Source organism: Lacibacter sp. H407 (assembly GCF_037892605.1).
Classification (GTDB): Bacteria; Bacteroidota; Bacteroidia; order Chitinophagales; family Chitinophagaceae; genus Lacibacter.
On record NZ_JBBKTU010000001.1, the window covers coordinates 2291655 to 2317727 of the forward strand.

General features: G+C 38.8%; 30 protein-coding genes. 15 read left to right on the plus strand and 15 right to left on the minus strand.

Annotated elements, in window-relative coordinates:
- Nucleotides 1-52: 52 nt before the first annotated feature.
- Nucleotides 53-448, minus strand: coding sequence for a hypothetical protein (locus WG989_RS09960; protein WP_340429129.1), 396 nt, complete (start codon nt 446-448; stop codon nt 53-55).
- Nucleotides 449-574: 126 nt separating this feature from the next.
- On the opposite strand from WG989_RS09960, the gene WG989_RS09965 reads away from it, so the two are divergent.
- Nucleotides 575-1015, plus strand: a complete 441-nt coding sequence (locus WG989_RS09965; protein WP_340429131.1) for an LTA synthase family protein — start codon at nt 575-577, stop codon at nt 1013-1015.
- A 39-nt stretch (nt 1016-1054) separates the two neighbouring features.
- Here the strand turns inward: WG989_RS09965 and WG989_RS09970 are convergent, their stop codons facing one another.
- The 3 genes from WG989_RS09970 to WG989_RS09980 form a co-directional block, all read right to left on the minus strand.
- A complete protein-coding gene (locus WG989_RS09970) occupies nt 1055-1480 on the minus strand; it encodes a nuclear transport factor 2 family protein (RefSeq protein ID WP_340429134.1) in 426 nt (141 codons plus the stop codon).
- 162 nt (nt 1481-1642) lie between these two features.
- Nucleotides 1643-2740 carry a pyridoxal phosphate-dependent aminotransferase gene (locus WG989_RS09975; RefSeq protein ID WP_340429135.1) on the minus strand — a complete coding sequence of 366 codons (1098 nt, stop codon included), beginning with the start codon at nt 2738-2740 and terminating at the stop codon, nt 1643-1645.
- Nucleotides 2741-2801: 61 nt separating this feature from the next.
- Nucleotides 2802-3302 carry a metallophosphoesterase family protein gene (locus WG989_RS09980; RefSeq protein WP_340429136.1) on the minus strand — a complete coding sequence of 167 codons (501 nt, stop codon included), beginning with the start codon at nt 3300-3302 and terminating at the stop codon, nt 2802-2804.
- Nucleotides 3303-3489: 187 nt separating this feature from the next.
- On the opposite strand from WG989_RS09980, the gene WG989_RS09985 reads away from it, so the two are divergent.
- Entirely contained in the window at nt 3490-4647 is a 1158-nt protein-coding gene (locus tag WG989_RS09985) for a homogentisate 1,2-dioxygenase (protein ID WP_340429138.1), read from the plus strand.
- 66 nt (nt 4648-4713) lie between these two features.
- On the opposite strand, the gene WG989_RS09990 is transcribed toward WG989_RS09985, so the two are convergent.
- The 3 genes from WG989_RS09990 to WG989_RS10000 all read right to left on the minus strand — a co-directional run bounded on the left by WG989_RS09990 (nt 4714) and on the right by WG989_RS10000 (nt 6452).
- Nucleotides 4714-5085: an SPOR domain-containing protein gene (locus WG989_RS09990; protein WP_340429139.1), complete on the minus strand. Its 372-nt coding sequence runs from the start codon at nt 5083-5085 to the stop codon at nt 4714-4716.
- A 101-nt stretch (nt 5086-5186) separates the two neighbouring features.
- Complete coding sequence (locus tag WG989_RS09995; RefSeq protein ID WP_340429141.1) at nt 5187-5798, minus strand: hypothetical protein; 612 nt, start codon at nt 5796-5798, stop codon at nt 5187-5189.
- 24 nt (nt 5799-5822) lie between these two features.
- Nucleotides 5823-6452, minus strand: coding sequence for a DUF4136 domain-containing protein (locus tag WG989_RS10000; RefSeq protein WP_340429143.1), 630 nt, complete (start codon nt 6450-6452; stop codon nt 5823-5825).
- 155 nt (nt 6453-6607) lie between these two features.
- Here WG989_RS10000 and WG989_RS10005 point away from each other — a divergent pair, with 155 nt between their 5' ends.
- From WG989_RS10005 to aroQ, 10 genes are all read left to right on the plus strand, one after another.
- A complete protein-coding gene (locus WG989_RS10005) occupies nt 6608-7015 on the plus strand; it encodes a hypothetical protein (RefSeq protein WP_340429145.1) in 408 nt (135 codons plus the stop codon).
- Between the two features lie 119 nt (nt 7016-7134).
- Nucleotides 7135-7353, plus strand: a complete 219-nt coding sequence (gene infA / locus WG989_RS10010) for a translation initiation factor IF-1 (protein WP_129130093.1) — start codon at nt 7135-7137, stop codon at nt 7351-7353.
- A 47-nt stretch (nt 7354-7400) separates the two neighbouring features.
- Nucleotides 7401-7517 carry a type B 50S ribosomal protein L36 gene (ykgO, locus tag WG989_RS10015; protein WP_083243899.1) on the plus strand — a complete coding sequence of 39 codons (117 nt, stop codon included), beginning with the start codon at nt 7401-7403 and terminating at the stop codon, nt 7515-7517.
- 88 nt (nt 7518-7605) lie between these two features.
- Complete coding sequence (gene rpsM, locus WG989_RS10020) at nt 7606-7986, plus strand: 30S ribosomal protein S13 (protein WP_340429155.1); 381 nt, start codon at nt 7606-7608, stop codon at nt 7984-7986.
- 160 nt (nt 7987-8146) lie between these two features.
- A complete protein-coding gene (gene rpsK / locus WG989_RS10025) occupies nt 8147-8551 on the plus strand; it encodes a 30S ribosomal protein S11 (RefSeq protein WP_340429158.1) in 405 nt (134 codons plus the stop codon).
- Between the two features lie 184 nt (nt 8552-8735).
- The gene (gene rpsD, locus WG989_RS10030; RefSeq protein ID WP_340429161.1) at nt 8736-9341 is read left to right on the plus strand and encodes a 30S ribosomal protein S4; all 606 of its coding nucleotides are present in this window, start codon (nt 8736-8738) and stop codon (nt 9339-9341) included.
- 126 nt (nt 9342-9467) lie between these two features.
- Nucleotides 9468-10466 (plus strand): DNA-directed RNA polymerase subunit alpha, encoded by a 999-nt coding sequence (locus tag WG989_RS10035; protein ID WP_340429163.1) that lies wholly within the window; start codon nt 9468-9470, stop codon nt 10464-10466.
- 95 nt (nt 10467-10561) lie between these two features.
- The gene (gene rplQ / locus WG989_RS10040; protein ID WP_445298476.1) at nt 10562-11071 is read left to right on the plus strand and encodes a 50S ribosomal protein L17; all 510 of its coding nucleotides are present in this window, start codon (nt 10562-10564) and stop codon (nt 11069-11071) included.
- Nucleotides 11072-11143: 72 nt separating this feature from the next.
- Entirely contained in the window at nt 11144-12265 is a 1122-nt protein-coding gene (gene carA / locus WG989_RS10045; protein WP_340429165.1) for a glutamine-hydrolyzing carbamoyl-phosphate synthase small subunit, read from the plus strand.
- Nucleotides 12266-12412: 147 nt separating this feature from the next.
- On the plus strand, nt 12413-12832 hold the full coding sequence (gene aroQ, locus WG989_RS10050; protein WP_340429167.1) for a type II 3-dehydroquinate dehydratase: 420 nt from the start codon (nt 12413-12415) through the stop codon (nt 12830-12832).
- Between the two features lie 3 nt (nt 12833-12835).
- On the opposite strand, the gene WG989_RS10055 is transcribed toward aroQ, so the two are convergent.
- The 8 genes from WG989_RS10055 to WG989_RS10090 form a co-directional block, all read right to left on the minus strand.
- Complete coding sequence (locus WG989_RS10055) at nt 12836-14326, minus strand: sulfatase-like hydrolase/transferase (RefSeq protein WP_340429169.1); 1491 nt, start codon at nt 14324-14326, stop codon at nt 12836-12838.
- An 86-nt stretch (nt 14327-14412) separates the two neighbouring features.
- Nucleotides 14413-15864, minus strand: a complete 1452-nt coding sequence (locus WG989_RS10060) for a sulfatase-like hydrolase/transferase (protein WP_340429170.1) — start codon at nt 15862-15864, stop codon at nt 14413-14415.
- Between the two features lie 142 nt (nt 15865-16006).
- Nucleotides 16007-17554: a sulfatase-like hydrolase/transferase gene (locus tag WG989_RS10065; RefSeq protein ID WP_340429172.1), complete on the minus strand. Its 1548-nt coding sequence runs from the start codon at nt 17552-17554 to the stop codon at nt 16007-16009.
- A gap of 18 nt (nt 17555-17572) precedes the next feature.
- On the minus strand, nt 17573-18946 hold the full coding sequence (locus tag WG989_RS10070; RefSeq protein ID WP_340429174.1) for a class I SAM-dependent methyltransferase: 1374 nt from the start codon (nt 18944-18946) through the stop codon (nt 17573-17575).
- Nucleotides 18930-19103 carry a hypothetical protein gene (locus WG989_RS10075; RefSeq protein WP_340429176.1) on the minus strand — a complete coding sequence of 58 codons (174 nt, stop codon included), beginning with the start codon at nt 19101-19103 and terminating at the stop codon, nt 18930-18932. The genes WG989_RS10070 and WG989_RS10075 overlap by 17 nt, the downstream gene beginning before the upstream one ends.
- Complete coding sequence (locus tag WG989_RS10080) at nt 19100-20215, minus strand: M20/M25/M40 family metallo-hydrolase (RefSeq protein WP_340429179.1); 1116 nt, start codon at nt 20213-20215, stop codon at nt 19100-19102. The genes WG989_RS10075 and WG989_RS10080 overlap by 4 nt, the downstream gene beginning before the upstream one ends.
- 88 nt (nt 20216-20303) lie before the next feature.
- Complete coding sequence (locus WG989_RS10085; RefSeq protein ID WP_340429182.1) at nt 20304-21137, minus strand: UbiA prenyltransferase family protein; 834 nt, start codon at nt 21135-21137, stop codon at nt 20304-20306.
- 21 nt (nt 21138-21158) lie between these two features.
- Nucleotides 21159-21632 (minus strand): hypothetical protein, encoded by a 474-nt coding sequence (locus WG989_RS10090; protein WP_340429185.1) that lies wholly within the window; start codon nt 21630-21632, stop codon nt 21159-21161.
- Nucleotides 21633-21680: 48 nt separating this feature from the next.
- Between WG989_RS10090 and WG989_RS10095 the strand changes: the two genes are divergently transcribed.
- The 3 genes from WG989_RS10095 to WG989_RS10105 all read left to right on the plus strand — a co-directional run bounded on the left by WG989_RS10095 (nt 21681) and on the right by WG989_RS10105 (nt 26059).
- The gene (locus tag WG989_RS10095; RefSeq protein ID WP_340429187.1) at nt 21681-22661 is read left to right on the plus strand and encodes a LuxE/PaaK family acyltransferase; all 981 of its coding nucleotides are present in this window, start codon (nt 21681-21683) and stop codon (nt 22659-22661) included.
- A 98-nt stretch (nt 22662-22759) separates the two neighbouring features.
- The gene (locus WG989_RS10100; RefSeq protein ID WP_340429188.1) at nt 22760-23707 is read left to right on the plus strand and encodes a class I SAM-dependent methyltransferase; all 948 of its coding nucleotides are present in this window, start codon (nt 22760-22762) and stop codon (nt 23705-23707) included.
- A gap of 129 nt (nt 23708-23836) precedes the next feature.
- The gene (locus tag WG989_RS10105) at nt 23837-26059 is read left to right on the plus strand and encodes an ATP-binding protein (protein ID WP_340429189.1); all 2223 of its coding nucleotides are present in this window, start codon (nt 23837-23839) and stop codon (nt 26057-26059) included.
- Nucleotides 26060-26073 lie beyond the last annotated feature (14 nt).

Sequence of the window (26073 nt, forward strand, 5' to 3'; positions counted from 1 at the left end):
CGGGAGTCGAGATTGACGCTTCTATTTATCGTTTTGTAGATATCTGCTTCGCTTACCGTTCAATCTTTTCTTTTGGAGCAGGCCGCTGCTTGTATTGATATATCTTAAACGGAGTTTTTTGAATGAGGGAATCAACCTTTTGCGTTGACCCGTTTCCGTAATTTTTCTTTGGATAATAAGGATTCGGCATAACCGTACTGAGTGGATTTGTTCGTCCACTCACCGGCATGTTCGATGTAAATGAACTATCGGGTACAAACACGGGCATATTATCCTGCGGCAATGCATAAATGGTTCCGTTGTTTGTTTTGCCGATGATCCTGTTGGGAAAAAGTAATTGTTGTAGAAGAATTGGCTTGCTTGAATCGCTTACAAAAAGTTTATCGGATTGTGCAAACACTGATTGTGCTGTGCAAAAAGTTACAAGTGTGATCAGAAGTTTCTTCATAGCTGCTAATTAAGACATTTCAAGATAGTTATTTTTCTGTAAAAACAGTTTTGCAAAGTCCTTTTCTGCGCCTTACTTTGTAAAGGAATCGTTATAATTTCTTCATCTTCAAATTTTCAAATTACCATGTATACCGGATTGCTTCATCTGCACAATGTGCTCCGCTGGGTTATTCTTATTTTATTACTCATTGCATTGTTTCAGGCTTTCACAAAAAAAGGCGGCTTGCAAAAGACCAGTTTATTTTTGCTGATTGCTGCACACATTACGTTGTTGCTCGGATTGTTTCAATATTTCAACAATGAAGCAGTAGGCTTTCACATGATCGAACGACTTGGTGGTTTCGGAAATGTAATGAAAGACAGTTTCGCCCGTTTCTGGGTTGTTGAACATATTTCGGCAATGATCCTTGCTATTGTAATGATCACTGTAGCAAGAGGTAAAGTAAAGAAACAAAACTTTGGCGCTGCATCGTGGTTGTATGTAATTGCTCTCGTATTGATTATTGCGGCTGTGCCCTGGCCATTCCGTGAAGGAATTGCAAGGCCGTGGTTTCCCGGTATGTAACTCATAATAAAAAGGCCTCCGATAGGAGGCCTTTTATGTTTATTTCTTTTTGTCTTCCCGGTAAAATATTTTACTAACGATCTTCCAGCCTTCTTTAGTTTTGATCAGGCTCATCATGTCGTGAAAGTAAAAAGTAGGATACTCTATGGTTAGTTTGGCCGTAGCAGCATTTCCAAATACTTCTATCCGATCGATCTTCGTGGTGCGGTTTTGTTTTACACCTGTATTTCTTGTGCGTGCCATAAAATCCTTCAATGAAACATTCATCAAGGTATCGTTCCGCATATAACGCATTTGTCCGGCAGGGTCAAACGCTTTTGAAAACATCACACTGTCGCCGTTGGTGCCACCAATCAAATAATAATTACAAACAGTTTCAATGTCTTTGATAGTTTGTGCATCAGCCTGCGCCTTTACATAACTATGAATAAAAAGGATGCCGATGATCAGGAGAATTGGTTTCATAATTTTTTTGTTTGAAGAAAAATAAACAGATCAATTGTAATTACTTCGTTAAAAATCTGTGAATGGAAAGATGCTGTGTTGAACGATTGGCGAGACAAAGCATAAGGCACATAGCACAAGTGTGGTAGCAATTACAAACCACTAACTACAAACTTGAATTTATCAACTTAATAAAGCCGCGGCCGCTTTTTTCATTTCATCCTGTGTACCTATGCTTAACCGTAACCACTTTGTTCCTTCTTCAAATGAGCGTGCACCAACAATGCCTTTTGCTTCCAGCATGGCTTTTACATCTTTTCCGAAATTTGCCGTGTTGAAATACACAAAACTTGTGTGCGATGGAATATACGGAATGCCGGCCTTCTCCAATGCTTTGTAAAATATAGCACGGGCTGCTGCATTTTCTTTTTTACAATAATCAATAAACACTTTGTCTTTAATTGCTGCCAATGCACCCGCCAATGAAACAGCACTTGCGCCCGCATTGGCCCACGGCTGAAGTTCATTTAATTTTTTAACGGTTGCAGGATGTGCCAATACATAGCCAACCCTTGCACCTGCCATGCCGTATACTTTTGAAAATGTTTTAGCAATTACAAGATTTGGATAATCGTTTACCAGATGTGCCATGCTGGGTTCATCACAAAATTCGGTATAGGCTTCATCGAGTAACACAATTACTTTGGGTGCTACTTCTTTTATAAATGCTTCGAGTTCATTAGCAGGAATAATAGTGCCGGTGGGGTTGCCGGGGTTACACAGATAAACCATTTTAGTTTCTGCATTCATGGCCTCTTTCATGCGCTGCAGATCAGTTTCCTTTTTTTCTGTTAGCGGAACGAGTTTAATGTCGAGTCCAGTTTTACGTGCAGCCGGCATCCATAAACGAAAAGTAGGATCGGGAGCAACCGCATTCCCTTTTTGCGTGGCGGCCCATACTGCAGTTAAGCCCAGCAATTCCGATGACCCTGCTCCAATTACAATATGTTCTTTGGTATGTCCTGTGAGTGCGCCAATTTCTTCTCTCAGTTTAGTAGTAACATCCCAGGGATAGCGGTTACTGCCATTCACAGCATCCATCATTGCTTTGCGTGATGCTGGCGATGGACCGTGCGGATTTTCGTTGGAACTTAATTTGATGACTTTGTCAACATCGGGGAGCTGAATAAATTTTTCTGCTTCGGCGGCAAACAGATCCCGGCTAAAAGAGAAGGCGGCCAATGTAAGAGCGGTTTGTTTCAACAGATCACGACGTTGCATAGCTGTTTGTTTTAGTTCTGAAAGTTAATTCAAAAATATTTTTCCGGCTACGGGAATTGAGTCAACGGTTGCCCAGCTCTATTATTTCGCAGTTTTTCATATCTGATCCGTCGATCACAAAACGGATCAGCGTACGCACTTTGTGCCAGCCTTGTTTGCCTGCTGCACCGGGATTCATGTGCAGACAATTGATCTTGTCATCATAGATCACTTTTAAAATATGTGAATGACCGGCAATGAACAGGTTGGGTTGATGCAGTTGCAATTCCTTTCTTGTGTCGGGGTTGTATTTGGGCGGCGCACCACCAATATGCCGGATCATCACTTTCACTTCTTCACAATAAAAAATCAATTGTTCGGGATAAATAGATCGAACATCCTGTCCATCAATATTGCCGTAAACACCTCGTATCGATTTGCCACTTTGAGTTGCCAGACGATTAGCTAATTCAATAGTTCCAAAATCACCTGCATGCCATATTTCATCGCAATTTTTAAAATGATCGAAGACAGTTTCGTCAAGGAAACCATGCGTGTCGGATATAAGTCCAATGCTTGTCAATGTTGTAAGTAAAGTTTAGTAGATTTGATTTCCTGAAATGATGCTATGCCTTTCAACCGCAATTTCACATATTGGATCGATAAACGGAAGTGGAAATATATTTTTCTGCTGGCATCGTTAGAACTTTGCAAGAATTGATAATTGACAAGTGTTCGAAATTATCAATTAACCAATTATCAGTTATTTTATGGCACATTATTATACATTGGGAAATATTCCCCACAAACGTCATACACAGTTCCGCAAGCCCGATGGTGGTTTGTACAGCGAACAATTATTTTCAACCGAAGGTTTTAGTGATGATTATTCGTTGCTGTACCATTGTCATCCGCCAACGCAGATCATTAAAACAGAGCCGCAGATTGATGTAAGTCCGCAGATTGCAGAAGAAAAAATGTTGCAGCACCGTTGTTTTGAAGGGTTTCATTTAAAACCTGGCGGTGAATTTTTAGAAAGCCGTGTTCCTGTTTTAGTGAATGGCGATTGCCATATTGTTTTAGCAGCACCAACCAGTGGAACAAACGGTTATTTCTATAAAAATACAGATGCAGATGAAATGATCTTTGTACATGAAGGGAGCGGCACCGTGAAAACACAATATGGTGAATTGCCGTTCGGTTATGGTGATTACATTGTATTGCCAAGAGGAACCATCTATCAAATTGAATTCAATGATGCGAACAACCGCCTGTTTATTGTAGAATCGTTTACACCACTACGTTATCCAAAACGTTACATGAGTAAGTTTGGACAGTTGATGGAGCATGCTCCTTATTGCGAACGGGATATCCGTAAACCACAAGATCTCAAAACGCATGATGAGCATGGCGATTTTCTCATCCGGGCAAAAAAGAAGGGCATGTTATATGGTTTGCATTACGGCACACATCCATTTGATGTTGTAGGTTGGGATGGATGTTGTTATCCATATATTTTTTCCATTCATGATTTTGAACCTATCACTGGTCGTGTACATCAGCCGCCACCAGTTCACCAAACATTTGAAACGAATGCATTTGTGGTTTGCTCGTTTGTACCGAGGTTATATGATTATCATCCAAACGCAATTCCTGCTCCGTACAATCACAGTAATATTGATAGTGACGAAGTGATCTATTATGTGGATGGCGATTTTATGAGCAGGAAGAATGTAACAAGAGGAATGATCACGTTGCATCCTGCCGGTATTCCACATGGCCCTCATCCCGGTGCTGTTGAAAAAAGTATTGGTGCGAAGGAAACAAAAGAATTGGCGGTGATGGTGGATACTTTCCGGCCGTTGATGCTAACCAAACAGGCATTGGAAATTGAAAACGGAAATTATGTAATGAGTTGGGCGGAATAAGAGAGGCATAAAAAAAGAAAGAAAGGAGCTTCAAAAAGGCTCTTTTCTTTCTTATGAAGAATATGTTTATTCAACCACCTTTATTTCAAACTTCGCCGGTATCACAAATACATTGGCAAAATCAGCCTTCACTTTTTTCTGGTAACTGACTGCTTCGCTCTTGGTTAAAAAATTTCCAAAACGTATTTTATAATACGGACTTTGATACATCAGGAATGTTTTCTGTTGCGGATATGTTGAAAGCAGCAGTGATTTTGCATTAATGGCTTCAGTTCTGTCGGTGGTATTCAGTACCTGGAGTTGGTAACCACTCACAGTCTTTGTTGTAACTGTCTTTTTCTTAACTGTTGTTGGAGCTGACGTAGTTGTCTTCGATCCTGTGCAGGCCGCCATAGCAAGAGGAAGAAAAGCGATATAGATGATTTTTTTGATGTGCATCATGTGTGGATACACTGGAATGGCAAAATCCAAGCCAGAATCAATTGTCAGCTACGATTACTTACTGTAATTTCTTGTAAACAAGAATGAGACGAAATACTTTAATTCCTGTTAAAGAAAAACACCCCAAGGTTTAGCGATAGCGTTTGCAAATTGTTTACATCATTATATTTAAACGCCGTGTAGTGGTAACGTAAACTAAGGTCGGCTCCTGCAAGTGAGTATTTACTAAAAGAAATACGTGTTCCGATTTCAGGTGCAATGGAAAAACGTAATCCACTTTTTTCATCTACCAGTGTTCCATACCATTCTTGATAGTTCACCAAACTTGCGCCGGCGGCAATTCCAACGTATGGTTGAAACAGCGAGCCTTCTTTGATCTTACTGTAACTTCCTTTCAACATCATCGGAATGGTTTGGATTGAATATGATTTTACAGCTGAAACATCCACCTCATTCAATGCATATGTTTTCCGGTCTTTTTTTGCATACAGATCGTTGAATCCTCCTGTAACACCAATGGAAAATTCGTTTGTAAGAAAGTAACTGTAATCGGCAACAAATCCACGGAAAGTCGGCTTGTCAACCGATGCACGCACACTGCCGAGTGGAAGATGTGTTGATTGCTGTGCACTTATTTTCGATAGTCCCTGCTGAGCGGAAGCCGCATAACTAATACCGAAGCAAATAAATAAAAGGGATACTTTTTTCATATTATTTTTCTTTCAGTGTGAAAATTAATTTCTGCTGATGTATGGAGCAATATCAAACAATCCCTTTACAAGCAATGCCGGAGCCTGGTTGTTGAATATCTGAGAACCACGAATCGTTCCGCTCCAGAGAATTTGCAATGAATTACCACTGGTATTTTTCAAGTCAATAATGTCAATGGCCCATGCAGATTCAGTTGTGTTATAGAATACAAATTGTGTAGGTGCCCATCCAAAACCGGGATAGCCCCAAAACGTTGGGTCCCAGTAGCCATAGTAGGGGTCCCACCAGCCATTAAACGCCGCCACATTGGTATAGCTGTTATCGATCCTTGCAATACTTATACCGAGGTCGGGATTGTTATCCTTGCCGGTGATACTGTAACCACGTGATTGCAACGTACTTTTTACTTCAGCGATCATTGATTGGGCAAGGGCGGTTGTTTCGTAATTATTACTGCCTTGCCGGTTACTTATCAGAATAATGGAATCGGGTAATGTAAATGTTTGATAATTTGAAAAAGCGATTCCATTTTGTCCACTGCTGATGTACACCCATGATTCTTCCGCAGTCAAATTTTTTATAGGATCCTTGCGGCAGGAGTTGACCAGCAACATCAAAGGCAGGGCTGTTGTAAGAAAGATCAATCGTTTCATATCCTTTCTATTTAATTAATATATACTAGAAACAAAAAGAGGGCCATTTCGATTATAAACAATCTGTTAAGATCAAATGGACCTAACAACTTTCAGTTAGGCTGCATTTTTGTCATTATTTGTTTAAATTAGAGCAAACAAAAAAACGATTGCATATGATTAAAATTTCCGAACTCAAAGAAGGAGACCTTGTAATGGTTGATTTTGAAGGCACACTCATGGAAGGAGAGGTGCTGGAAGTAAACAATGGCCAAAAACTGGCAAAAGTGCTCACTAACGGGCAAAATGAATTTTGGTATGCAGGCGAAGTGCTGAACCCCATCCCCTTAAGTGATGCAGCGCTGCAAAAAATTAATTTCCGGCGGGAAGATCAGCCGGACGGGTCGGTAAAATACCTGAAAGGTGCTTTCAGGGTTCATCTCGATAGAAAAGATGATTTCAGCAATATAAGCTTTTGGTACAGGGAAGATAAACGCCATGTAAATCAACCGATTGCACTCCATCAGTTGCAGAATTATTATTTGGATATGACCAAGGTACATCTTACAGCAGAAGCAATTTAAATAGCAGAAAATTCTATTTTTGGCCCCGGTGTGGTAATTTTTTTTTGAAAATGCCTGCCGGGGCTGATTTTTTTGTATTCTTTTCCAGAAATCCTCCTATCTTTGCGACCCCAAAAAGTATGGCGAAACAAGCACTTATTAAGCAAGACGGTAAAATTTTAGAAGCATTGAGCAATGCTATGTTTCGGGTACAGCTTGAAAACGGGCACGAAATTCTGGCCACGATCTCAGGAAAAATGAGGATGCACTACATCCGAATCCTTCCGGGCGATAAAGTTGGTGTAGAAATGAGTCCCTACGATTTGAGCAGGGGTCGTATTATTTTCAGGTATAAGTAAAGTTTAACGCTGTAGGCTAAAGGCTGAGGGCAGTAAAAATAAAAACGATGAAAGTTAGAGCATCCATCAAAAAGCGCAGCGTTGACTGCAAAATTGTTCGCAGAAAGGGCCGCCTTTATGTGATTAACAAGAAGAATCCCCGCTTTAAGCAGCGCCAGGGATAATTCAATATGCAATCAGCAATACGCAAATTGCCTATTGCCAATTGTCTATTGCCTGTTAGAATTAAAAGAAATTAAATAATAATAAGTTATGGCTCGTATTGCCGGTGTTGATTTACCAAAGAACAAAAGAGGAGAAATAGGCCTTACCTATATCTATGGTATTGGTCCTTCTACTGCAAAGTACATCCTTGAGAAATCAGGTATTGATGTAAATAAAAAAGTGAACCAGTGGAATGATGACGAATTGAATGCAATTCGTAACGTTATTACCAACGAGTTTAAAGTAGAAGGTCAGTTGCGTAGTGAGGTGCAAATGAGCATCAAGCGTTTGCTTGATATTGCTTGCTACCGTGGCTTACGTCACCGTAAAGGATTACCGGTTCGTGGTCAACGTACCAAAACAAACAGCCGTACACGGAAAGGTAAACGCAAGACAGTTGCCGGAAAGAAAAAGGCAGCTAAGAAGTAATAAATGCCAAAAGCTGTTAGCCACGAGCTATCAGCTTTTAGCTTTTAATATGCACCGGTTCTTACAGATCAGCAGCAGATGTATGGTGCAACGGAGCGTTGGTCTGGTCTCGTGTTAAACGGGATTATTTTAAACACAAAGATTACCTAGGTTTTCAATTATGGCAAAAGCACAACAGGTGAGCGCTAAAGCAGCCGCCAAGAAAAGAGTTGTAAAGGTTGATTCGCACGGTGATGCACATATCAGTGCCACGTTCAACAACATCATTATCAGTTTAACCAACAAGCAAGGTCAGGTTATTTCATGGAGCAGCGCCGGTAAAATGGGCTTTAAAGGTTCCAAGAAAAACACTCCTTATGCTGCTCAGGTAGCATCTGCTGAAGCTGCGAAAAAAGCATTTGATGCAGGTGTAAAACGTGTGGACGTATTTGTAAAAGGTCCGGGTTCTGGTCGTGAAAGCGCCATCCGTGCTTTATCACAATCAGGTATTGAAGTAGCAATGATCAAAGATGTTACGCCTTTACCACACAATGGTTGTCGTCCTCCGAAAAAGAGAAGAGTTTAATTAGAAATAAATATGGAGTGTGAAGTACAACGTACGTTTTTCGTACCTCGTACTTCTTACTTCGTTGTTAAGACATATTTGAATCGCCAAGATTCATTCATTTAATAAAGGGTGACTGATTAATTTTTTAACGCTTTTACCGATCAGTTCACCGGTTTCTAAAAAGCGTAAATGAATAAAAACTATGGCACGTTACACAGGTCCAAAGACCAAGATCTCCCGTATTTTCGGTGAGCCAATTTTAGGAAATGGCAAATGGTTGGGTAAGAACAGCAACCCTCCTGGCCAGCACGGCGCACAACGTAAACGTAAAACGTTAGGTGAATACGCTTTACAGCTCCGTGAAAAACAAAAAGCCAAATACACTTATGGCTTATTGGAGAAACAATTCCGTAAAACATTTGATGAAGCTGCCCGTATCAAGGGCGTAACAGGTGAAAACCTGATCCGCTTACTGGAAGCACGTTTGGACAATGCAGTTTACCGTTTAGGTATTTCTCCAAGTCGTCCGGGTGCACGCCAGCTCGTAAGTCACAAACACATTACCGTGAATGGTGAAGTAGTGAATGTTCCTTCGTATCAATTACAACCCGGCGACGTAATCAGCTTAAAAGATAAGAGCAAGGATAATGCATCTGTAACAGGCAAACTGGCAGGTAAAAATCCAAAGTTCAGCTGGTTAGACTGGAATGAAGCTGAAATGAAAGGTACGTTCATTGCATATCCAGAGCGTGAGAACGTTCCTGAGAATATCAAGGAGCAACTGATTGTGGAATTGTACAGCAAGTAATAATGAGTGATCAGTGATGAGTAATCAATGGTCAATACAGTTACAAAGCGTACAAGAGTGCGACGCAACAGCAGAATCATCAAGGCGTAACAGCCGATTACAAAAATGTAAAACAGAAACTTCAATATGGCTATTTTGAATTTCGTAAAACCCGATAAAATTGTTCTTCAGAAAGCAACAGACTTTGAAGCACAATTTGAATTTCGTCCGCTTGAACCCGGTTATGGTGTTACCATTGGTAACGCACTGCGCCGTGTGTTGCTGAATTCATTGGAAGGATATGCAATTGTAGGTATTAAGATAGAGGGAGCTGACCATGAGTTTGGTACTGTAAAAGGAATCAGCGAAGATGTTGTGGAAATTATCCTCAACCTGAAGCAGGTTCGTTTTAAGAAAAAAGTTGAGCACGAAGTAAGTCACGAAAAGATCACGTTAAGTCTGAAAAATAAAACAGAATTTACTGCTGCTAACATTGGTGAAGCTTCTCCAAGTTTTGAAGTAATGAATCCTGAATTGTTGATCTGCACAATGGATCCAAGTGCAAAGCTTGATATTGAGATCAACATTGCAAGAGGTCGTGGTTATGTACCTGCAGAAGATAACAAACCAAAAGATGCTCCATTTGGATACATTGCTACTGACTCTATCTTTACGCCCATTAAAAACGTAAAGTACCTGATCGAAAATACACGTGTGGAACAGCGTACTGATTTCGAAAAATTAGTAATGGATGTTGTTACAGATGGTACAATTCATCCGGAAGAGGCAGTAAAGCAAGCAAGCCGCATCTTGATTCAACACCTGATGATCATTACTGATGAAAACATCACGTTTGATAATAAGGAAGAGAAGAAAGAAGATGTAGTGGATGAGCAAATGCTGCAATTACGTAAGGTATTGAAGACTCCGTTGGAAGATCTCGATCTTTCAGTACGTGCCTTCAATTGTTTGAAAGCTGCAAAGATCAACTCATTGAGTGAATTGGTACAGTACGAGCAGGAAGACCTGATGAAGTTCCGCAACTTCGGTCAAAAATCATTGGCTGAAATTGAGCAGGTGTTAGGCGAAAGAGGCTTACACTTTGGTATGGATCTTCACAAAATGGGATTGGATAATATCGATTAATATTTTTTACTCAGCTGCAGTTACTGCAGCTGAGTATTTTTTTAAACATAGTCTTGTAATTCCTGACACGGTACAAGATTCTAAATTTAAACGTCATGCGTCACGGAGACAAAATCAAAAATCTGAGTCGTACCGCTTCTCACAGAAAAGCGTTGCTGACTAACCTAGCTATCGAGCTGATCCAACACAAACGTATCGTTACTACCTTAACAAAGGCAAAAGCGTTACGTACATGGATCGAGCCTCTGATTACAAAAGCCAAAGACAATTCTACTCACTCACGTCGTGTAGTGTTTAGTTACTTACAAAACAAAGAAGCTGTTACTGAACTGTTCAGCACTGTTGCTGAAAAAGTTGCCAGCCGCCCGGGTGGATATACACGTGTATTGAAATTAGGTATACGTGTAGGTGATAACGCAGAAAAAGCCATGATTGAACTGGTTGATTTCAACGAGATCTACGGTAAAGGAAAAGGTGAAGCTGCTGCGCCTGCTAAGAAAACCCGTCGTGCCGGTGGTGCGAAGAAAAAGGCTGAAGCTACAACTGAAGAAGTTGCTGCTGCTCCTGCTGCTGAAGAAACAAAAGAAGAAAAATCAGCTGAATAATATTCATGTTGAAAAGTTTTTGATACAGAGGCAGGACATTTGGTTCTGCCTCTTTTATTTTGCATAATAATTATGACACAACCACATAAGCCAACAGGAACTCAAACTGCCATTCTCATGCTGGAAGATGGCAATGTATTTTACGGGAAAGCATTCGGGAAAATTGGTACTACTACCGGTGAGATCTGTTTCAACACAGGTATGACAGGTTACCAGGAAGTATTTACTGATCCCAGTTATACCGGCCAGATCATTATCATGAACAATGTGCATACCGGTAACTACGGCACATTTGCAAAAGATGTAGAAAGCAACAGTGTAAAAATCAAAGGTTTGATCGGCCGTAATCTTGAAGATCGTTTTTCAAGATATTTTGCTGACAAATCATTGCAGCAATACCTTGAAGAGCAGCATATTGTTTCTATTGAAGATGTAGATACAAGAGCCTTGGTAGCCCATGTGCGTACGAAAGGCGCCATGAACTGCATCATTTCATCGGAAATATTAGACGAAGCAAAACTGAAAGAAGAGTTAGCAAAGGTTCCCTCAATGGAAGGATTGGAGTTGGCAAGCACAGTAAGTACAACAGAAGCATTTAATATGGGTGATGAAAATTCACCGATCCGTATTGCGGTAATGGATTTTGGTACTAAGCTGAACATTCTGCAATGCATGGTTGATCGGGGTGCTTATTTAAAAGTATTCCCTGCAAAAACAAAGATCGAAGAGCTGAAAGCGTTTAACCCTGCGGGTTACTTTATATCAAATGGTCCCGGCGATCCTGCCAGTATGGATTATGCCATTGACACAGTGAAGGCGATCATCAACGAGAAGAAGCCAACGTTTGGTATCTGTCTCGGTCATCAGTTGCTGGCGTTGGCAAATGATATTTCCACATTCAAAATGCATCATGGTCACCGTGGATTAAACCACCCGGTGAAAAACCTGGTGACAGGATTGTGTGAGATCACTACACAAAATCATGGATTTGGTGTTGATCCGGAAGCGGTGCGTAAAGCAGCCAATGTCGAGATCACCCATGTGAACCTGAATGATGAATCAATTGAAGGGATTCGTTTGAAAGATCGTCCTGCGTTTTCGGTGCAGTATCATCCGGAGAGCACACCCGGCCCGCACGACAGCCGTTACCTGTTTGATGATTTTATTCAAATGATCAAAAGCAGTTTAAATTAATACCGAGCCCCGATTCAACATCGGGGCTTTTTCATGTGTTCTTTTTTATTGATTTTTTGCCACATAGAATTCGCCACCAAATTTTCAGTGATTGTTGCCTAAGCTATCTCGAAAATTTTGTGCCTCATTTCTTTTTATATTTATGCTATGAAGAAGATCGCCATCATCAATGGGCCCAACTTAAACCTCCTTGGAAAACGGGAGCCGGGAGTTTATGGCAACAAGTCGTTTGAAGAATATTTTGAAGAGCTGAAAGCAAAATTTCCTGCTGTTGAGTTTCATTATTATCAGAGCAATGTAGAAGGTGAGTTGATCAATGAACTACAGCGTGTTGGATTTTCGTATGATGGCATTGTACTGAATCCCGGTGGCTACACCCATACTTCCGTTGCCATTGGCGATGCCATTGCAGCCATTACAACACCTGTTGTGGAAGTGCATATTTCCAATATACATGCACGTGAAGAATTCCGGAAACTGTCGCATGTAAGTGCCAAGGCTGCCGGTAGTATTATTGGGTTGGGGATGAAAGGGTATGAGTTGGGAGTGTTTTATCTGCTACACTAGTGTTTACTTTTTCAGCAACGGAATTTGTTGCTGAAAGTATTTATTGAGGATGATCCTGAAGGTGTTGGGAGAGTATAGGTCATCTGGTATCTGGCTATAATCTTTATCAGGGAAGTATATTGCAGATAGGATTTTTTGTTTGTGATCTTGTGGGAATTTATTAAGATCGAAGCGTCTGTTACCATGATCGCCTTGGATTATTATAATTGAAGGACGTTTATTGTTTCTAAGTATTTTATTAGCCAGTTCAATGATTGTTTTGTTTGCATACTTTACTTGGTTTAGATAGGTCGCTGTTGTATGGTATTGATTTTTGTATGATTCATAGCTCCAATTAATTGTATTGCCTTTTTCGTCAAATTTGAAAGGATCATGTGGTAAAAAAAAGTGTCCATAGAAAAACTTGGGTTTAATAGTATCGATGGTTAATGAAGAGTCGATTAATTGATTGATTCTTTTAGTATATATTACCTCATCATTGATTCGTCGGTTAAAATCAGTAATAAAAGCCTTTTTATAAAAGCTAGTAAAATTCCAACCAATATCCTGTTTTACTTTTCTCAAAATAGTTTGGTTTTGAATCATATCTTCAGGAGAATTCCAATGGATATACTTTCGTACCAATGATTTATTATCCTTAAAGTCGAACATGCTAGCATTAATAAATGTGTAACCATTAGTTTGTAAGAACGGGACCAGTCTATTTTCTGCGAGTTTGATATTTATTGCATACTGTTGTTTTAAAATAAGTTCATTACTGTTTTTGGGCGAAAATTCAGTGAGCCCAAGTAGTGAATAAATGCACGCAACAGTATGGTGATATGCGCTGGTTGCGCCAGCCGAAACTCTAAAATCAAGTTTACTCAAACTACTATCCAATGAGTTATTATTATAGTTGAATAGTGTATGAAGTGATTTAGTACTGGGATGTTCATCAAATATTAGAAAAAAAATATCCGGCTTAATTTGTTCTTTTATTTCTATTTTATTTAGCACCGTGTTATTTTGGGTAACTATTGCATTTCGTTCCTTGAGTGAAGCGAATCCGTATATAGAAAGTTGAAATATTTCATAACTCAATAATATTAGTATCGTAACATTTAAGAACAAGTGCGCTCTTTCAATCTTTTTCCTTGTTTTATGAACAAAATGATGAGTTAATATGAGGGAAATAAATAGGAGCGGAAGAAAAATGGAATATCTAGAGAAATAACATAGAAAAGGGACAGCCTTGATTTCCTTCATAAACGGTGCTGCAAAAAAATAAACTGAAAGTAATATAGAGGTTAATAATGCCGACTTTGACAAGTCTCTGAGGATTAACCAATAAAAAAAAAGTAAAACTGCTGGCGCTGTTATCCATGCAATTATTAGACCGGATATTTTCCCTAAATCAATTAAGCCTGCAAAATCAATATAGTTATGAAGTATGAAAAATACTGGTATTGAAAAGCAATGAAGAAAATTCGGCAGTATTTTATGAAGTAGTTTCATTATAATAACCTTGTTATATATTTTTCAGTTTTCATACTTGTAACTAAAGAATATATTTTTTGTTTAAGGAAGTCGTTATAAATATTTTAATTGATTTTATTTAGTTGAATCTTTTCAGATTTTATAACTGTTTCTTTTTGAGCAGTTACTAATGTGCTGCTATCTTTTAATAGATTTAGATTTGCGCCGAAATATTTATTTAGTACTATTCGAAAGGTGTTAACCGGCGAAAGTGAATCATACAAAAGTTCATAGTTCTGGTCAGGGAAATAAATAGAGTTGAAATTTTGGAATGTATAACCTTCTTTATCGCCCTCTTGAGAACGAAAACCATGGTCGCCTTCAATAATTATAATGGTATTTTTTTTATTATGTAATTGAATGTAGTTTGTTAATTCTCTGATTATTTTGCCAGCATACACAACTTGATGGTAGTATGAATCTGAATTTCCTGGGCCAACTTTAAGTATTGTTTTTTCAGCAGTTTTTACTTTACCAGTGCTGTCAAATATATATGGGTCATGTGGCAGCATAAAATGGCCGTAAACAAATTTTTGCTTACCTGTTAATGAACAGCTGTTTTTAATCATCGAAATTGTCGTGTCAAAATAGTTCTTCTTATCAGCATTCCTTTTATCGATTATTTTAAATTGTCGATTTTTTATAAAAGGCACGTCGATGCGGTTATAATTCCAAAAAATATCTCTGTAAATACGTCCAGGAAGTGTTTTGAAAGAATAATGATGTTGTCTCATATTTAAGAAGTAAGAATCTCCTGGCCAGTCTTCATTATCAAATGAGATAGGTTGATAGTTATGAATATTGTATTTTTCTTTTTTAAGAATTTGAAATAATGAATTATTTAGTATTGAAGAGGACCCCCAGAAATATACTTTTGGGTCATTCATAACTGGAGCTATCCAAGGTGGCAGATACTCCATGTTAAATGTGCTGGTAAGTGAATGAATTGTCCAGTTGTAATTCGCTGCGCCATTCGTAACAACATAAAATCCTTTTTTCAGTAAATGAGAATCTAATTGATAGGTATTCTTTTTGAAATTTTGTTGCATACTTTTTGATGAAGCTAACGCATCAAATACAAGAAAGTAAATATCTGGCTTCAAGGAATCTGGCAGCGTTTTCGAAGGCTGATAGTCATTGAATACATTAAAGCGAAAATCAATAAGGTTGTCAACACTTTTGTCAATTTGATACCGCTTAATGCTATTTGGTATTTCTGAAAGAATTAAAATGGTAAATAACAGGTTCAGGAATAAATATGCATCATCAAACGTTCTTTTTCTTTTTTTTAAGATCAAAAATATAATCAAAAACAGAAGAAAAGTTGCAGGAATTACAACTATGAATTTCGAAACGTAGCTCTGAGGAAGAAGCTGTTTTAAACTGTCGTGCAGATAACCAAAAGCAAGACAGCATAGGCTGATGATAAAAGTAGATATAGCTGCTTTTTTGAAGTTACGAAACAGCTTAAAAGAAATGAAACATAAAACGAATGCACAAACGAGTACAACTAACAAATTTATGAAGACATATTTCAACGAAAGAAAGCCAAATAATTCATTGTAACCGCTGTAAATAAAAAATAAAGGTAACAGTACAAGGAATAATGGCCATGTGCTAAAAAAATGTTTCAATTTCAGATAAAACCTTTTCATTGACTTATTTTTCGCCAGGTAAAGTGTAAGGGATGAAAATACTGCTATCTTTTAATAATGGAAGGTTCGCAGTAAAGAATTTATTCAAAACCAACCGAAAAGAGTTTACAGGACTCATCGTGCTATAGTGTTGCGTGTAATCATTATCGGGAAGATAAACACTATTGAAGTTGTCAAATATCATATACCCTTTCTTGCCAGTAATATTCCTGTAGCCATGGTCGCCTTCTATAATTATGACAGTATTCTGACGGTTAGTTTTTTTGATGTGCACCACGAGTTCTTGAATAATTTTGTTAGCGAATTTCACTTGTTCAATAAACGCTGCCGGCTGTTCCTCCTCTGAATATAAAATCGTTTTTTCCGTTGGCTTTAGTTTTCCTGAACTGTCAAAAATAAAAGGATCATGTGGCAGTTGGAAATGCGCATATACAAATTGTTTTTTTTCTTTAGTCAGCGAACAGCTTTTTTTTACCAGTAGTTTTGTTTGCAGCAAATCGTTTTGAAGAGTAAGATTTCGACTATGATATTTTTTGAAATTTCGGTTATTTAATATTTTCATATTTAACCGAGAAACATTCCAGCCGAGGTCACGATAAACTCTGCCGGGTAGTGTTTGATAGAAATAATTCATATACAGTATATTGCCAAAGAATAATTTGCCATGCCAGTCTTTATTAGCAAACGAAATCGGTTGGTATTGTTTGATTTCATAATTCTGCTGCTCTAGTATGCGGGTCAGTGAGTTGTCAAGTAATGAAGCTGTGGCTTTGAAGTACATTTTTGCTTCATCCTGATAAAGATTAACAGCAGGGGTGTAGTCCATATTGAGCGTGCTGCTTACAGACAAAACAGTTAGGTTGTAATTGCTTTTGGATTTTGAATGGACATAGAATTTTTCTTTTAGTAGAAAGCTGTCTAGAAAACTATTGTCAAACCCCCATTCGGACTTCATGGCAATTGAAGATGGAAGAGCATCAAAAACCAGAAAATAAATATCTGGTTTTATCGAGTCGGGGATAGTTGTATTAATCCTAGCCTGTTTACTGGCATTAAAGCGGTTATCAAGTAATTTTTTTTCATTCTTGTAGTTTGAAAATTGAATAATACTGTCAACTAGTTCATACAGCAGCAATGAGAAGATCAACGTATTTATAAAAAAAAAATGGCGTTGAAACAGGCTATTCCTTTTTTTGATAAGTACAAAGAATACAACAAGAAGAAAAAGGGAAATCACAAATATAAATTTGTAGCTACTGAAAAATCCGTCACCCATTATTTTCTTAGTGCTATCATGTAAAAAACCAAATGACAAAATAAATAGTAGTAACCAAAAACTGAGAATTACGGCTTTTCTTTTGTTCCTTATAAAAATGTAGCAACATGCATAAAGTAAAAGTGAAGTAAGAAGTACGATTGATAAGTTCAGAATTACAAACGAGGCCGGGAAAAAACCGAAAAAGGCATTGTTCCCATGCAGAATAAACACAAGTGGGAGTAATGCCAAGAAGTATGCTTTTTGTTGAAGTTTTATTTTCAATTTTTTTTTCATGCGTTAAAAAGGACGGAATTATTTTTTTTGATAAACAAACATTGTTCTTTTTGAACCGGGAACATCTGTTTTTTGCTTCAGTATAAACCGTTCTTCAAATGCTACCTCAAATTGATCTTCTGTATACCCTTCGAAAATATCTTTCCGCCATTGCAACATGCCCACTACTTTCGGATCTGTTTTCGGCACAAATTCAATAATAAGGGTTTTACAGATAGAAGCAAAGAAGGATGCAAGTTGTTCAAACGAAATATTTTTAGCAATTGCAAGGTGATGGATCAAGGCCAGCGCCAAACAGACATCGAATGATTTTCGTTGAAAAAAAGAAGTGCGTTCGGCATTCGTCCAGCCCATACCCGGGCTAGGGTAAGTAAGGTCAACAACCAAAGGTAAAATGTGCTGTTGCTTTTCTTTTTTCAACCGCTGATAAAGTGAATCAATACAGGCACTGTCAAAATCAGTAGAAACCACCATCGCCTCTTTTTTACAGAGTAACGAAAATTCACCTTCGTTTGCACCAAGATCAATTACTGAGGAATAGTTCAAGCTTCCCAATAAGGAGGAAACAATTTCTTTTTTAGCAGACAGATAGTCATCACTCAAAATTGTTTCGTCGTAATAATTATTCCAGGTAGTTGTTGTGCTGGGCAGTTTCAAGTTACTGATACAATCTTCAAGATTCTGTAGAATTTGCTCAATATTTTTCTGTGAAATTTTTTTGGTTGACCCGTTTGCGGTTCCGGTTGCTTTACCAGACATGTTTGCATGAAGATGAACATGCAGATAAATAGATGGTTTCAGCTTTGTCTTAAGTGGTAGCAATTTCGACGTGATGTTGGCTGGAACTCCATCGGGATAACTCAACATCAACTTGTGAACTTCAAAACCGGTGTACTGTGCAAGCAATAGTGGATTTAAAAAGCATTCGCAGAACTGACGATACGCAACCCATGCTTCACCTTGCTCATATCGCTCAAAGGAAAGCGTATCGATCAGCTTTGCTTTCCCATCAACAAACTGAATATTTGTATGCGTTGCATCTTTCAGGATCATTCCTTTTTGCAAAGCTGCTTTGCAAATGGAAAGCGTTGTCAATGCCGCATCTTTCAACTGGCTAAAACTCCACTCCCATGCATATGACAACAGAGGAATATATTGCGGCACAAGTGTTAGATACCAATCTGCACGGCCTGTATGATTTTCCTGTAACGCAGTGTAGGGAAGCAATAATTTTTTCTTGAGTAACTCATCCGATAACCCAGAGGATTGCAACAACTCATAATGCGCTTTATACAGCGACGAAACAAACCTGTACACCGTTCCCTCTTTTTCATAGATAAAACCGGAAGGGTCACGAAACGAAGCAGGATGATGATTAATCAGTTGACTCATTTTTTTCTTCTTCTGTTTCAGGTTTGGGTTTGCTGAAAAAACTTTTGATCCAGTTCCATCCGGTTTTGAAATAGAAGATAACACCAAGCACAGCAGCAATAATCACCTGAATGAGGTAACTGCCACTACCGGGATCAAGGTATAAGAGTTGCATCATAAATATCGTAGGTTGGTTTTTGGAGATAGCGCCAGTAACGTCTCATACATCAGATGAATGGTGTTTTCAATGTCGCTTTTGTGCAACATTTCTACTGTTGTATGCATGTAACGCAATGGAATACTGATAAGCACAGATGGACATCCATCATTTGCATAAGCAAACGAATCAGTATCAGTGCCAGTGCTCCGGCTTAGTGAACGCCATTGCACCGGAATTTTTTTCTTCTCAGCAACATCTGTTACAAAGTCAAGTAATTTATTATGAACAGCCGGAGCTGTTGCAAGCGATGGTCCTTTACCGCAACTGATATCACCTTCTACAATTTTACTGATCATTGGTGTTGTGGTATCATGTGTAACATCAGTAACAATGGCAATATCCGGTTTAATACGGCGGGCGATCATTTCTGCACCACGTAAGCCAATTTCTTCCTGTACCGCATTTACAATGTATAATCCGTATGGAAGTGTTTTTTTGTTTTCTTTCAGCAAACGTGCTACTTCAGCGATCATAAAACCACCAATGCGGTTATCAAATGCACGGGCGATGTAATAGTCATGTGCCAGTTCATCAAACCCTTCTTCGTAGGTAACCACACAACCTACTTTAATACCTAATTCTTCAACTTCTTTTTTGGTACGTGCACCGCAATCGAGCCACAGGTTATCAACTCTTGGTTGCGGTTCTTTAGCATCAGGATTACCAAGACGGGTATGGATAGCAGGCCATCCAAACACCGCTTTTATAATTCCTTTTTTACCATGGATCAACACACGTTTAGCGGGGGCGATCTGATGATCCACACCGCCATTTCGTTTCAGATAAATCAATCCTTCTGCTGTAATATAATTTACAAACCAGCTGATCTCATCAGCATGCGCTTCAATTACTACTTTGAAAGTATGTTGCGGATTAATAACACCTACTGCTGAACCATACGGATCAGTAAAGTGTGTATCAATATATGGCTTCAGATATTCGAGCCATACTTTTTGTCCGCTGGTTTCAAAACCAACCGGCGAATGTGTATTATGATAGTTCTTTAAAAAGTCGAGTGAAGTGTTGGTGAGAATGGATTTCTTCTTTGCTGATTTTGTTGCTTTTGCCATCGTATGAGTGCTTTCAGCAAATGTACGGGTTCAGTTCTTTTAAATAGCCGGGCAGTATTACTTTTTACCAACGTCTCGCCCGGGTTGGTCAGAGCAGGAGAAGCAAACTGAGAATGGATGAGAGAATAAGCAGGCCATCGACCCAGCCAAGATAGAAGTAATCGCTATTCTGTTTTTTCGAAATCCGAAGCAGATACATGGCAACAACTCCAGGTATCAATTGGAGCAAGTGTACATAAGTATCAAAGCGGATAGCTAAGAAAATAACAGAGAACGAATACAGTATTACGTTTACGATAAAGAACACCTGAAACTGTTGCTCATTCATAATATTGGCCGGCGTGTGTACGCCCATTTCAAAATCCCTTAGCCGGTCACGATAGTCAAAGATCATAGTGGCAATTGCTACCAATAGAAGCCGGCTGATAAACAGAAACACTTCGTTGATGTTTGGCTCCACTTCAAAAAAAGCAAGCGGCAAAACTACAGTGGCATAAGCCCACACAAAACCTATAAAATAACTTTTGATGAAGGTGAGGAACGATGGCAGTTTGATGGGCTTTCGAAGTAATAACGGTGCTGTATAGGCTGCATTGAAAACAATGGCAAGTACAATATGTGTATTGATGCTTTTGATCTTCCACCAGAACCACAGAGTAGCCAGCAGCGATAAAATATTCAAAACAAAAGTGAAACGTTTTGTTTCGTTGAACCATTGCAGTTGTTCGGATGCATTGCTTTTGGCAGCAGCAAAGCTGAAATGGGCATTGTAACTGAGTAATGTTGCAAAGAAAACGAAGGCGATCAGTGTAAGCGGATATTCAAATAAAGAATAGAATAATTTGGTTTGTACGCATAGAGCAGCGGCACAAAGTGCTATAATAATATGATGAAATAGTACAAAACGGAACAACTTTTGCATTAGTGCCCTTGCATACATTTACTAAAAAGGCAAAAGTATAGCTTCGGTGCGTAATGTATCGCTGGTATTTCCTGCCTTATCAGTAATGGCGAAATTAAAGTAAGAAGTGTCAGGATCGGTACATTGATTGGTAATGATAGCGTAACCGGGTAATGAAATGTTCGCAAATTTTACACGGAGCAATACTTTTTGGTTTGCACTGCCTGGGTATTCAGGTACAGGGTAAATAAGTCCGATAATGGTACTGCTGGTTGTGCAGGTCGGATTTTGTCCCGCATACACTTTGTCAATATAAATTTCACCCTGCACATCTCCTTCGGCATCGGTCACTTCAAGTTCAAATTCCAGAATGGCACCGTTTGTTCCCCCGCCGCTTTGTACGTTCGCAGTTTTTATTTCTTTTAGCTTGATCTGTGGCTTTGTCGTAAAGTTGTCTTTCTTACAGGCCGTAAAGAGCGCAGCGAATAAAAAAAGATATAATAGTTTTGCTTTCATGCGGAAATATTCTGTTTCAAATTTAAGCATTAATAATCCACTAAAAAATTGATTCCATCGTTTGTTAACAATCTTTTTGAGGTAGGACCCGCTTCTTTCAACAAAGCGGCCCTTGATGGCTTTCGTTTTCAGTATGAAACCAACGAAGTGTACCGTCGTTTTTGTGACGCACTCCAGTTTCAGGCAAATAATATACCTGATTATACCAGCATTCCCTTTTTGCCAATTGGTTTCTTCAAAACAAAGCAGCTGATGAGTACCATATTTGAGCCGGAAGCTGTTTTTGAAAGCAGTGGCACTACGCAAACTATTCAAAGCCGGCATTATGTAAAAAGTATTGCTTTGTACGAGCAGGCATTTTTCAATGGATTTGACTTGCAGTATGGAGCCCCGGAACAATTCTGTATACTGGGATTATTGCCTTCTTATCTTGAACGAAGTCATTCTTCGCTGGTTTATATGGTGAAACGCCTGATGGATAAAAGTGCACATCCTGCCAATGGGTTTTACCTGCATGAGTTTAAAAGGTTGGCAAATACAATAATGGAGCTTGAAGAAAAGAAGCAGCCAACGTTATTATTTGGTGTTACGTTTGCATTGCTTGATTTTGCTGAACAATTTGAATTACCTCTTCGGTACACAACTATTTTGGAAACAGGTGGTATGAAAGGACGTAGAGAAGAGTTGACACGTGAAGAGGTTCATTTGCAATTGAAAAAAAGTTTTGGGTTGCCATCGATCCATTCAGAATACGGTATGACGGAATTATTAAGCCAGGCCTATTCAACAGGTGATGGAATTTTTCGTTGTCCACCGTGGATGAAAGTATTGGTGCGTGATGAAGACGATCCGCTGCATATCCGCACAAAAGGGAAAGGAGCTATTAATATTATTGACCTTGCCAATATTTATTCCTGCTGCTTTATTGCTACGGATGATGTGGGCGAAGTATTTGAAGATGGCAGTTTTCGTATCCTTGGCCGTATGGATAACAGCGATATCAGAGGCTGCAGTTTGCTGGCACTGTAGGGAAATCGAAAGTGGGAAGTCGAAAATACAGAAACACTTAGGGAGAATGAAAAGCACAAGATCTATAACTCATCACTCATTATTCATCACTCATCACCATGCTCTCAGATAAATTACAAATGTTTCAGAACCGGTTAACGAAAGTGTACAAACACCGGAGTAAACAGGCTAAACGTATGGGCATCAGTTGTTACAGGTTGTACGATAAAGATCTTCCTGAATTTCCTGTGAGCATTGATCTATATGACAGCAGGGTTTGTGTGAGCGAATACAAAGCGAAACATAATCTTACAGAAGAAGAACATCTGGATTGGCTGGATGGAACGGTGCAGGTAATTGCAAACGTATTGCAGATCAGTGATGAACAGATATATACAAAAGAACGAAGAAGAAAAAGCGATCGGCATGCCCAGTATCAAAAAACTGCCGAAGAAAAAGAGTTTTTTGAAGTGCAGGAAAATGGGTTGAAATTTTTGGTGAACCTTTCTGATTATCTGGACACAGGTTTGTTTCTAGATCACCGCACTACAAGAAAAATGGTGATGGAAGAAGCAACCGGAAAAAAAGTATTGAACCTGTTTGCTTATACCGGTTCTTTCAGCGTGTATGCTGCTGCTGGAGGTGCAGAAGAAGTAATAACCGTTGACCTGTCGAATACCTATATCGACTGGGCGAAGAAAAATTTTGAAACTAATTTTCTTATTGATCAAAAGAAATACAAATTTGAAGTGGCAGATGTAAAACAATATTTACAAACGCTTACACCGAACACATTCGATCTGGTGGTGATGGATCCTCCTACGTTCAGCAACAGTAAAAAGATGAAAGATTTTCTGGATATCCAGCAGGATCATGTTGAGTTGTTGAATCAAACATTGAAAGCAATGAAGCCCGGTGCTGTTTTATATTTCAGCAATAATGCCCGGAAGTTTGAATTGCAGGAAGCAGAAATTCAGGCATCGTCAATTAAGGACATTACGAAAGCAACCACACCCTTCGACTTTGAAGGAAAACTACAACGCTGGTGCTGGCGAATGATCAAATAAAAGAGAAACACGTATATTTCCCTTGTAGTATTACGTACGCATTTGAGTACATAAACAAAGCGCTGGAATTGGAATTTACAGTTATTAGAAGTACTTTTTCAGTCTCAAAAGTCCTCAAAATCCAGAACTATGAAACCAGTACTTCCTTCACTAAAGGGCAATCCCCGTTTTAAACAGGTTTTTGTATTTGCCGCAGTAGGATTAATTCTATTTGCAGGCATCGGTATGAATTTCATGATTGAGTCAAAAGTACTTCGATCGGTAAAGGAACATACTGCACAAAGCGATTCTGTTAGTAAGCACCAGCAATACCAACAGATCGTGGAAAAAACAATGTTTCTCATTACACAGAGCGATCACAATCTCGAAGATTATCTGCAAACCGGGGCGCTTTCCAAGAAAGAAGGGTTTTCGAAAAATATCACAGCTATTGAACAAAACTTAACGGAAGTCAAAAGTACTTATGCCGGTTATGTGCCGAAATACCTGGTGAACATTTTTGTACATAAAGCAGCGAATAGAATTGAGATGAATAAAACTATTCTCAGTGTGTATGACAACGAAGGGCAGTCGAATGCACTTGCTTTGATCGATGGCGAACAATACAAATCATCTTTAAAGCAAATAACACTGGGTGCGCAAGAGTTGATTGGTGCATTGGGATTGGAAATTGCACAACTCAATAAAGCGATCGGTGCCGAAAAAGCAGAAATGCTGAGCCTTGATAAAAAGTGGAATATTGTTTCGCTGATCTTTATGTCAATCATCGCCTTGCTGGTATTGTATAAAATGATCGAAACAAACAGACTTAACGAAAACCTTTCTGTAGCTATTCAGAAAGAACAGCAGGCGCAATTGGTGAAAGATCAGTTCATCTCCAACGTTACACATGAACTACGTACACCGCTCAACTCCATTATCGGTTATACAAACCTGTTATTGAAGAAGGAACATACACCTGAGAACAGGCAGTGGATCCAATCAATGAAAATATCGGGCAATTTATTAATGGAAGTGATCAATGATGTGCTGGATTATTCTAAACTGGAATCGGGTCATCTGCAATTTGCAAAAGAACCATTACAGTTGAATACGGTAATGGATAATTTATACAACGTTTTACTGAATAGAGCGGAAAGTAAAAATCTTTCACTGGTTGTGGAAATGGAGAACGATGTGCCCATGCATTTGTTAGGCGATGAGAAAAAACTAATGCAAATTTTGGTAAACCTCACCGGTAACTCCATCAAATTTACAGAAGAGGGAACTGTGAAAGTACAGGCATCATTGCTAAAGAATGGAAACGACAAAGCGTGGATCAGCTTTGTGGTACAGGATACAGGTATTGGTATTGATGAGGAAAAACTTCCACATGTATTCGAACGGTTTTACCAGGTTGAATCGGGTACTTCAAAAAAATATTTCGGAACAGGATTAGGCCTGCCTATTGTAAAGCAGTTAGTGGAAATGCAGGGTGGTGAGATCAGTGCAAGTTCAATTCCGGGCGAAGGAACAAGGTTCGAAGTATTGCTGCCATTTGCATTGAATCAATCACCTATTGTTGAAGCTGAAATAACTATAACAGAAAGGAATCAACAACCTTTAGTATCAAAGCGTATTTTGATTGTTGATGACAATGAAATGAACCGTGACCTGATGGGCTATTTACTCAAAGAACATCATTTCCAATATGAAAAAGCAGAGAATGGGATCATTGCTTTGCAAATGTTACAGCAACATAGCTTTGATTTTATTTTAATGGATATTCAAATGCCCGGCATAAGTGGAATTGAAACAACCAAACGGATCAGGGCTGAATTAAAGTTGCAAACACCAATCATTGGCTTAAGTGCATTTTGCCAGGCTGAAGAACAACAGGCAGCGATTAATTCGGGTATGAATGCTTACCTCACCAAGCCTGTGGATGAAGTAAAATTATTCGAACTGCTGAATCACTACAACGATTGGGATACACAACCGGCACAAAAAAATAATACACAACTCAAACTGGTGAATATTGAATACCTGCAACGACTCACCGGCGGTAAAAAAGAAAATATTGAAGATCTACTTGCAAAAGCCTTTGATTTTTTACCGGGCGAAATAAAAAAATTACAGGAATCCTTCGCAGCTGAAGATCCGGCATTACTGAAAGAAGTGGCGCATAATATGAAATCTACATTACGCATATTAGGCGTAGCAGAAGATATATCCGGAAAAGTAATTTTGATTGAAAAAGGAGATATTTCTGTTACTGCTGAGAAAGAGCAAATCAAACATCTGATCGATGAAATTGATAATTCTGTGCAGGTAGTATTGCAGGAACTGCGGGAATATCTTGCCGCCGCTTAATCTTTTTGAGTCAC

Bases quoted from the DNA above. Each gene is read 5' to 3' on its own strand.
- WG989_RS09960 (WP_340429129.1), bottom strand. From the start codon at position 448: ATGAAGAAACTTCTGATCACACTTGTAACTTTTTGCACAGCACAATCA.
- WG989_RS09965 (WP_340429131.1), top strand. From the start codon at position 575: ATGTATACCGGATTGCTTCATCTGCACAATGTGCTCCGCTGGGTTATT.
- WG989_RS09970 (WP_340429134.1), bottom strand. From the start codon at position 1,480: ATGAAACCAATTCTCCTGATCATCGGCATCCTTTTTATTCATAGTTAT.
- WG989_RS09975 (WP_340429135.1), bottom strand. From the start codon at position 2,740: ATGCAACGTCGTGATCTGTTGAAACAAACCGCTCTTACATTGGCCGCC.
- WG989_RS09985 (WP_340429138.1), top strand. From the start codon at position 3,490: ATGGCACATTATTATACATTGGGAAATATTCCCCACAAACGTCATACA.
- WG989_RS09990 (WP_340429139.1), bottom strand. From the start codon at position 5,085: ATGCACATCAAAAAAATCATCTATATCGCTTTTCTTCCTCTTGCTATG.
- WG989_RS09995 (WP_340429141.1), bottom strand. From the start codon at position 5,798: ATGAAAAAAGTATCCCTTTTATTTATTTGCTTCGGTATTAGTTATGCG.
- WG989_RS10000 (WP_340429143.1), bottom strand. From the start codon at position 6,452: ATGAAACGATTGATCTTTCTTACAACAGCCCTGCCTTTGATGTTGCTG.
- WG989_RS10005 (WP_340429145.1), top strand. From the start codon at position 6,608: ATGATTAAAATTTCCGAACTCAAAGAAGGAGACCTTGTAATGGTTGAT.
- infA (WP_129130093.1), top strand. From the start codon at position 7,135: ATGGCGAAACAAGCACTTATTAAGCAAGACGGTAAAATTTTAGAAGCA.
- ykgO (WP_083243899.1), top strand. From the start codon at position 7,401: ATGAAAGTTAGAGCATCCATCAAAAAGCGCAGCGTTGACTGCAAAATT.
- rpsM (WP_340429155.1), top strand. From the start codon at position 7,606: ATGGCTCGTATTGCCGGTGTTGATTTACCAAAGAACAAAAGAGGAGAA.
- rpsK (WP_340429158.1), top strand. From the start codon at position 8,147: ATGGCAAAAGCACAACAGGTGAGCGCTAAAGCAGCCGCCAAGAAAAGA.
- rpsD (WP_340429161.1), top strand. From the start codon at position 8,736: ATGGCACGTTACACAGGTCCAAAGACCAAGATCTCCCGTATTTTCGGT.
- WG989_RS10035 (WP_340429163.1), top strand. From the start codon at position 9,468: ATGGCTATTTTGAATTTCGTAAAACCCGATAAAATTGTTCTTCAGAAA.
- rplQ (WP_445298476.1), top strand. From the start codon at position 10,562: ATGCGTCACGGAGACAAAATCAAAAATCTGAGTCGTACCGCTTCTCAC.
- carA (WP_340429165.1), top strand. From the start codon at position 11,144: ATGACACAACCACATAAGCCAACAGGAACTCAAACTGCCATTCTCATG.
- aroQ (WP_340429167.1), top strand. From the start codon at position 12,413: ATGAAGAAGATCGCCATCATCAATGGGCCCAACTTAAACCTCCTTGGA.
- WG989_RS10055 (WP_340429169.1), bottom strand. From the start codon at position 14,326: ATGAAACTACTTCATAAAATACTGCCGAATTTTCTTCATTGCTTTTCA.
- WG989_RS10065 (WP_340429172.1), bottom strand. From the start codon at position 17,554: ATGAAAAAAAAATTGAAAATAAAACTTCAACAAAAAGCATACTTCTTG.
- WG989_RS10070 (WP_340429174.1), bottom strand. From the start codon at position 18,946: ATGAGTCAACTGATTAATCATCATCCTGCTTCGTTTCGTGACCCTTCC.
- WG989_RS10075 (WP_340429176.1), bottom strand. From the start codon at position 19,103: ATGATGCAACTCTTATACCTTGATCCCGGTAGTGGCAGTTACCTCATT.
- WG989_RS10080 (WP_340429179.1), bottom strand. From the start codon at position 20,215: ATGGCAAAAGCAACAAAATCAGCAAAGAAGAAATCCATTCTCACCAAC.
- WG989_RS10085 (WP_340429182.1), bottom strand. From the start codon at position 21,137: ATGCAAAAGTTGTTCCGTTTTGTACTATTTCATCATATTATTATAGCA.
- WG989_RS10090 (WP_340429185.1), bottom strand. From the start codon at position 21,632: ATGAAAGCAAAACTATTATATCTTTTTTTATTCGCTGCGCTCTTTACG.
- WG989_RS10100 (WP_340429188.1), top strand. From the start codon at position 22,760: ATGCTCTCAGATAAATTACAAATGTTTCAGAACCGGTTAACGAAAGTG.
- WG989_RS10105 (WP_340429189.1), top strand. From the start codon at position 23,837: ATGAAACCAGTACTTCCTTCACTAAAGGGCAATCCCCGTTTTAAACAG.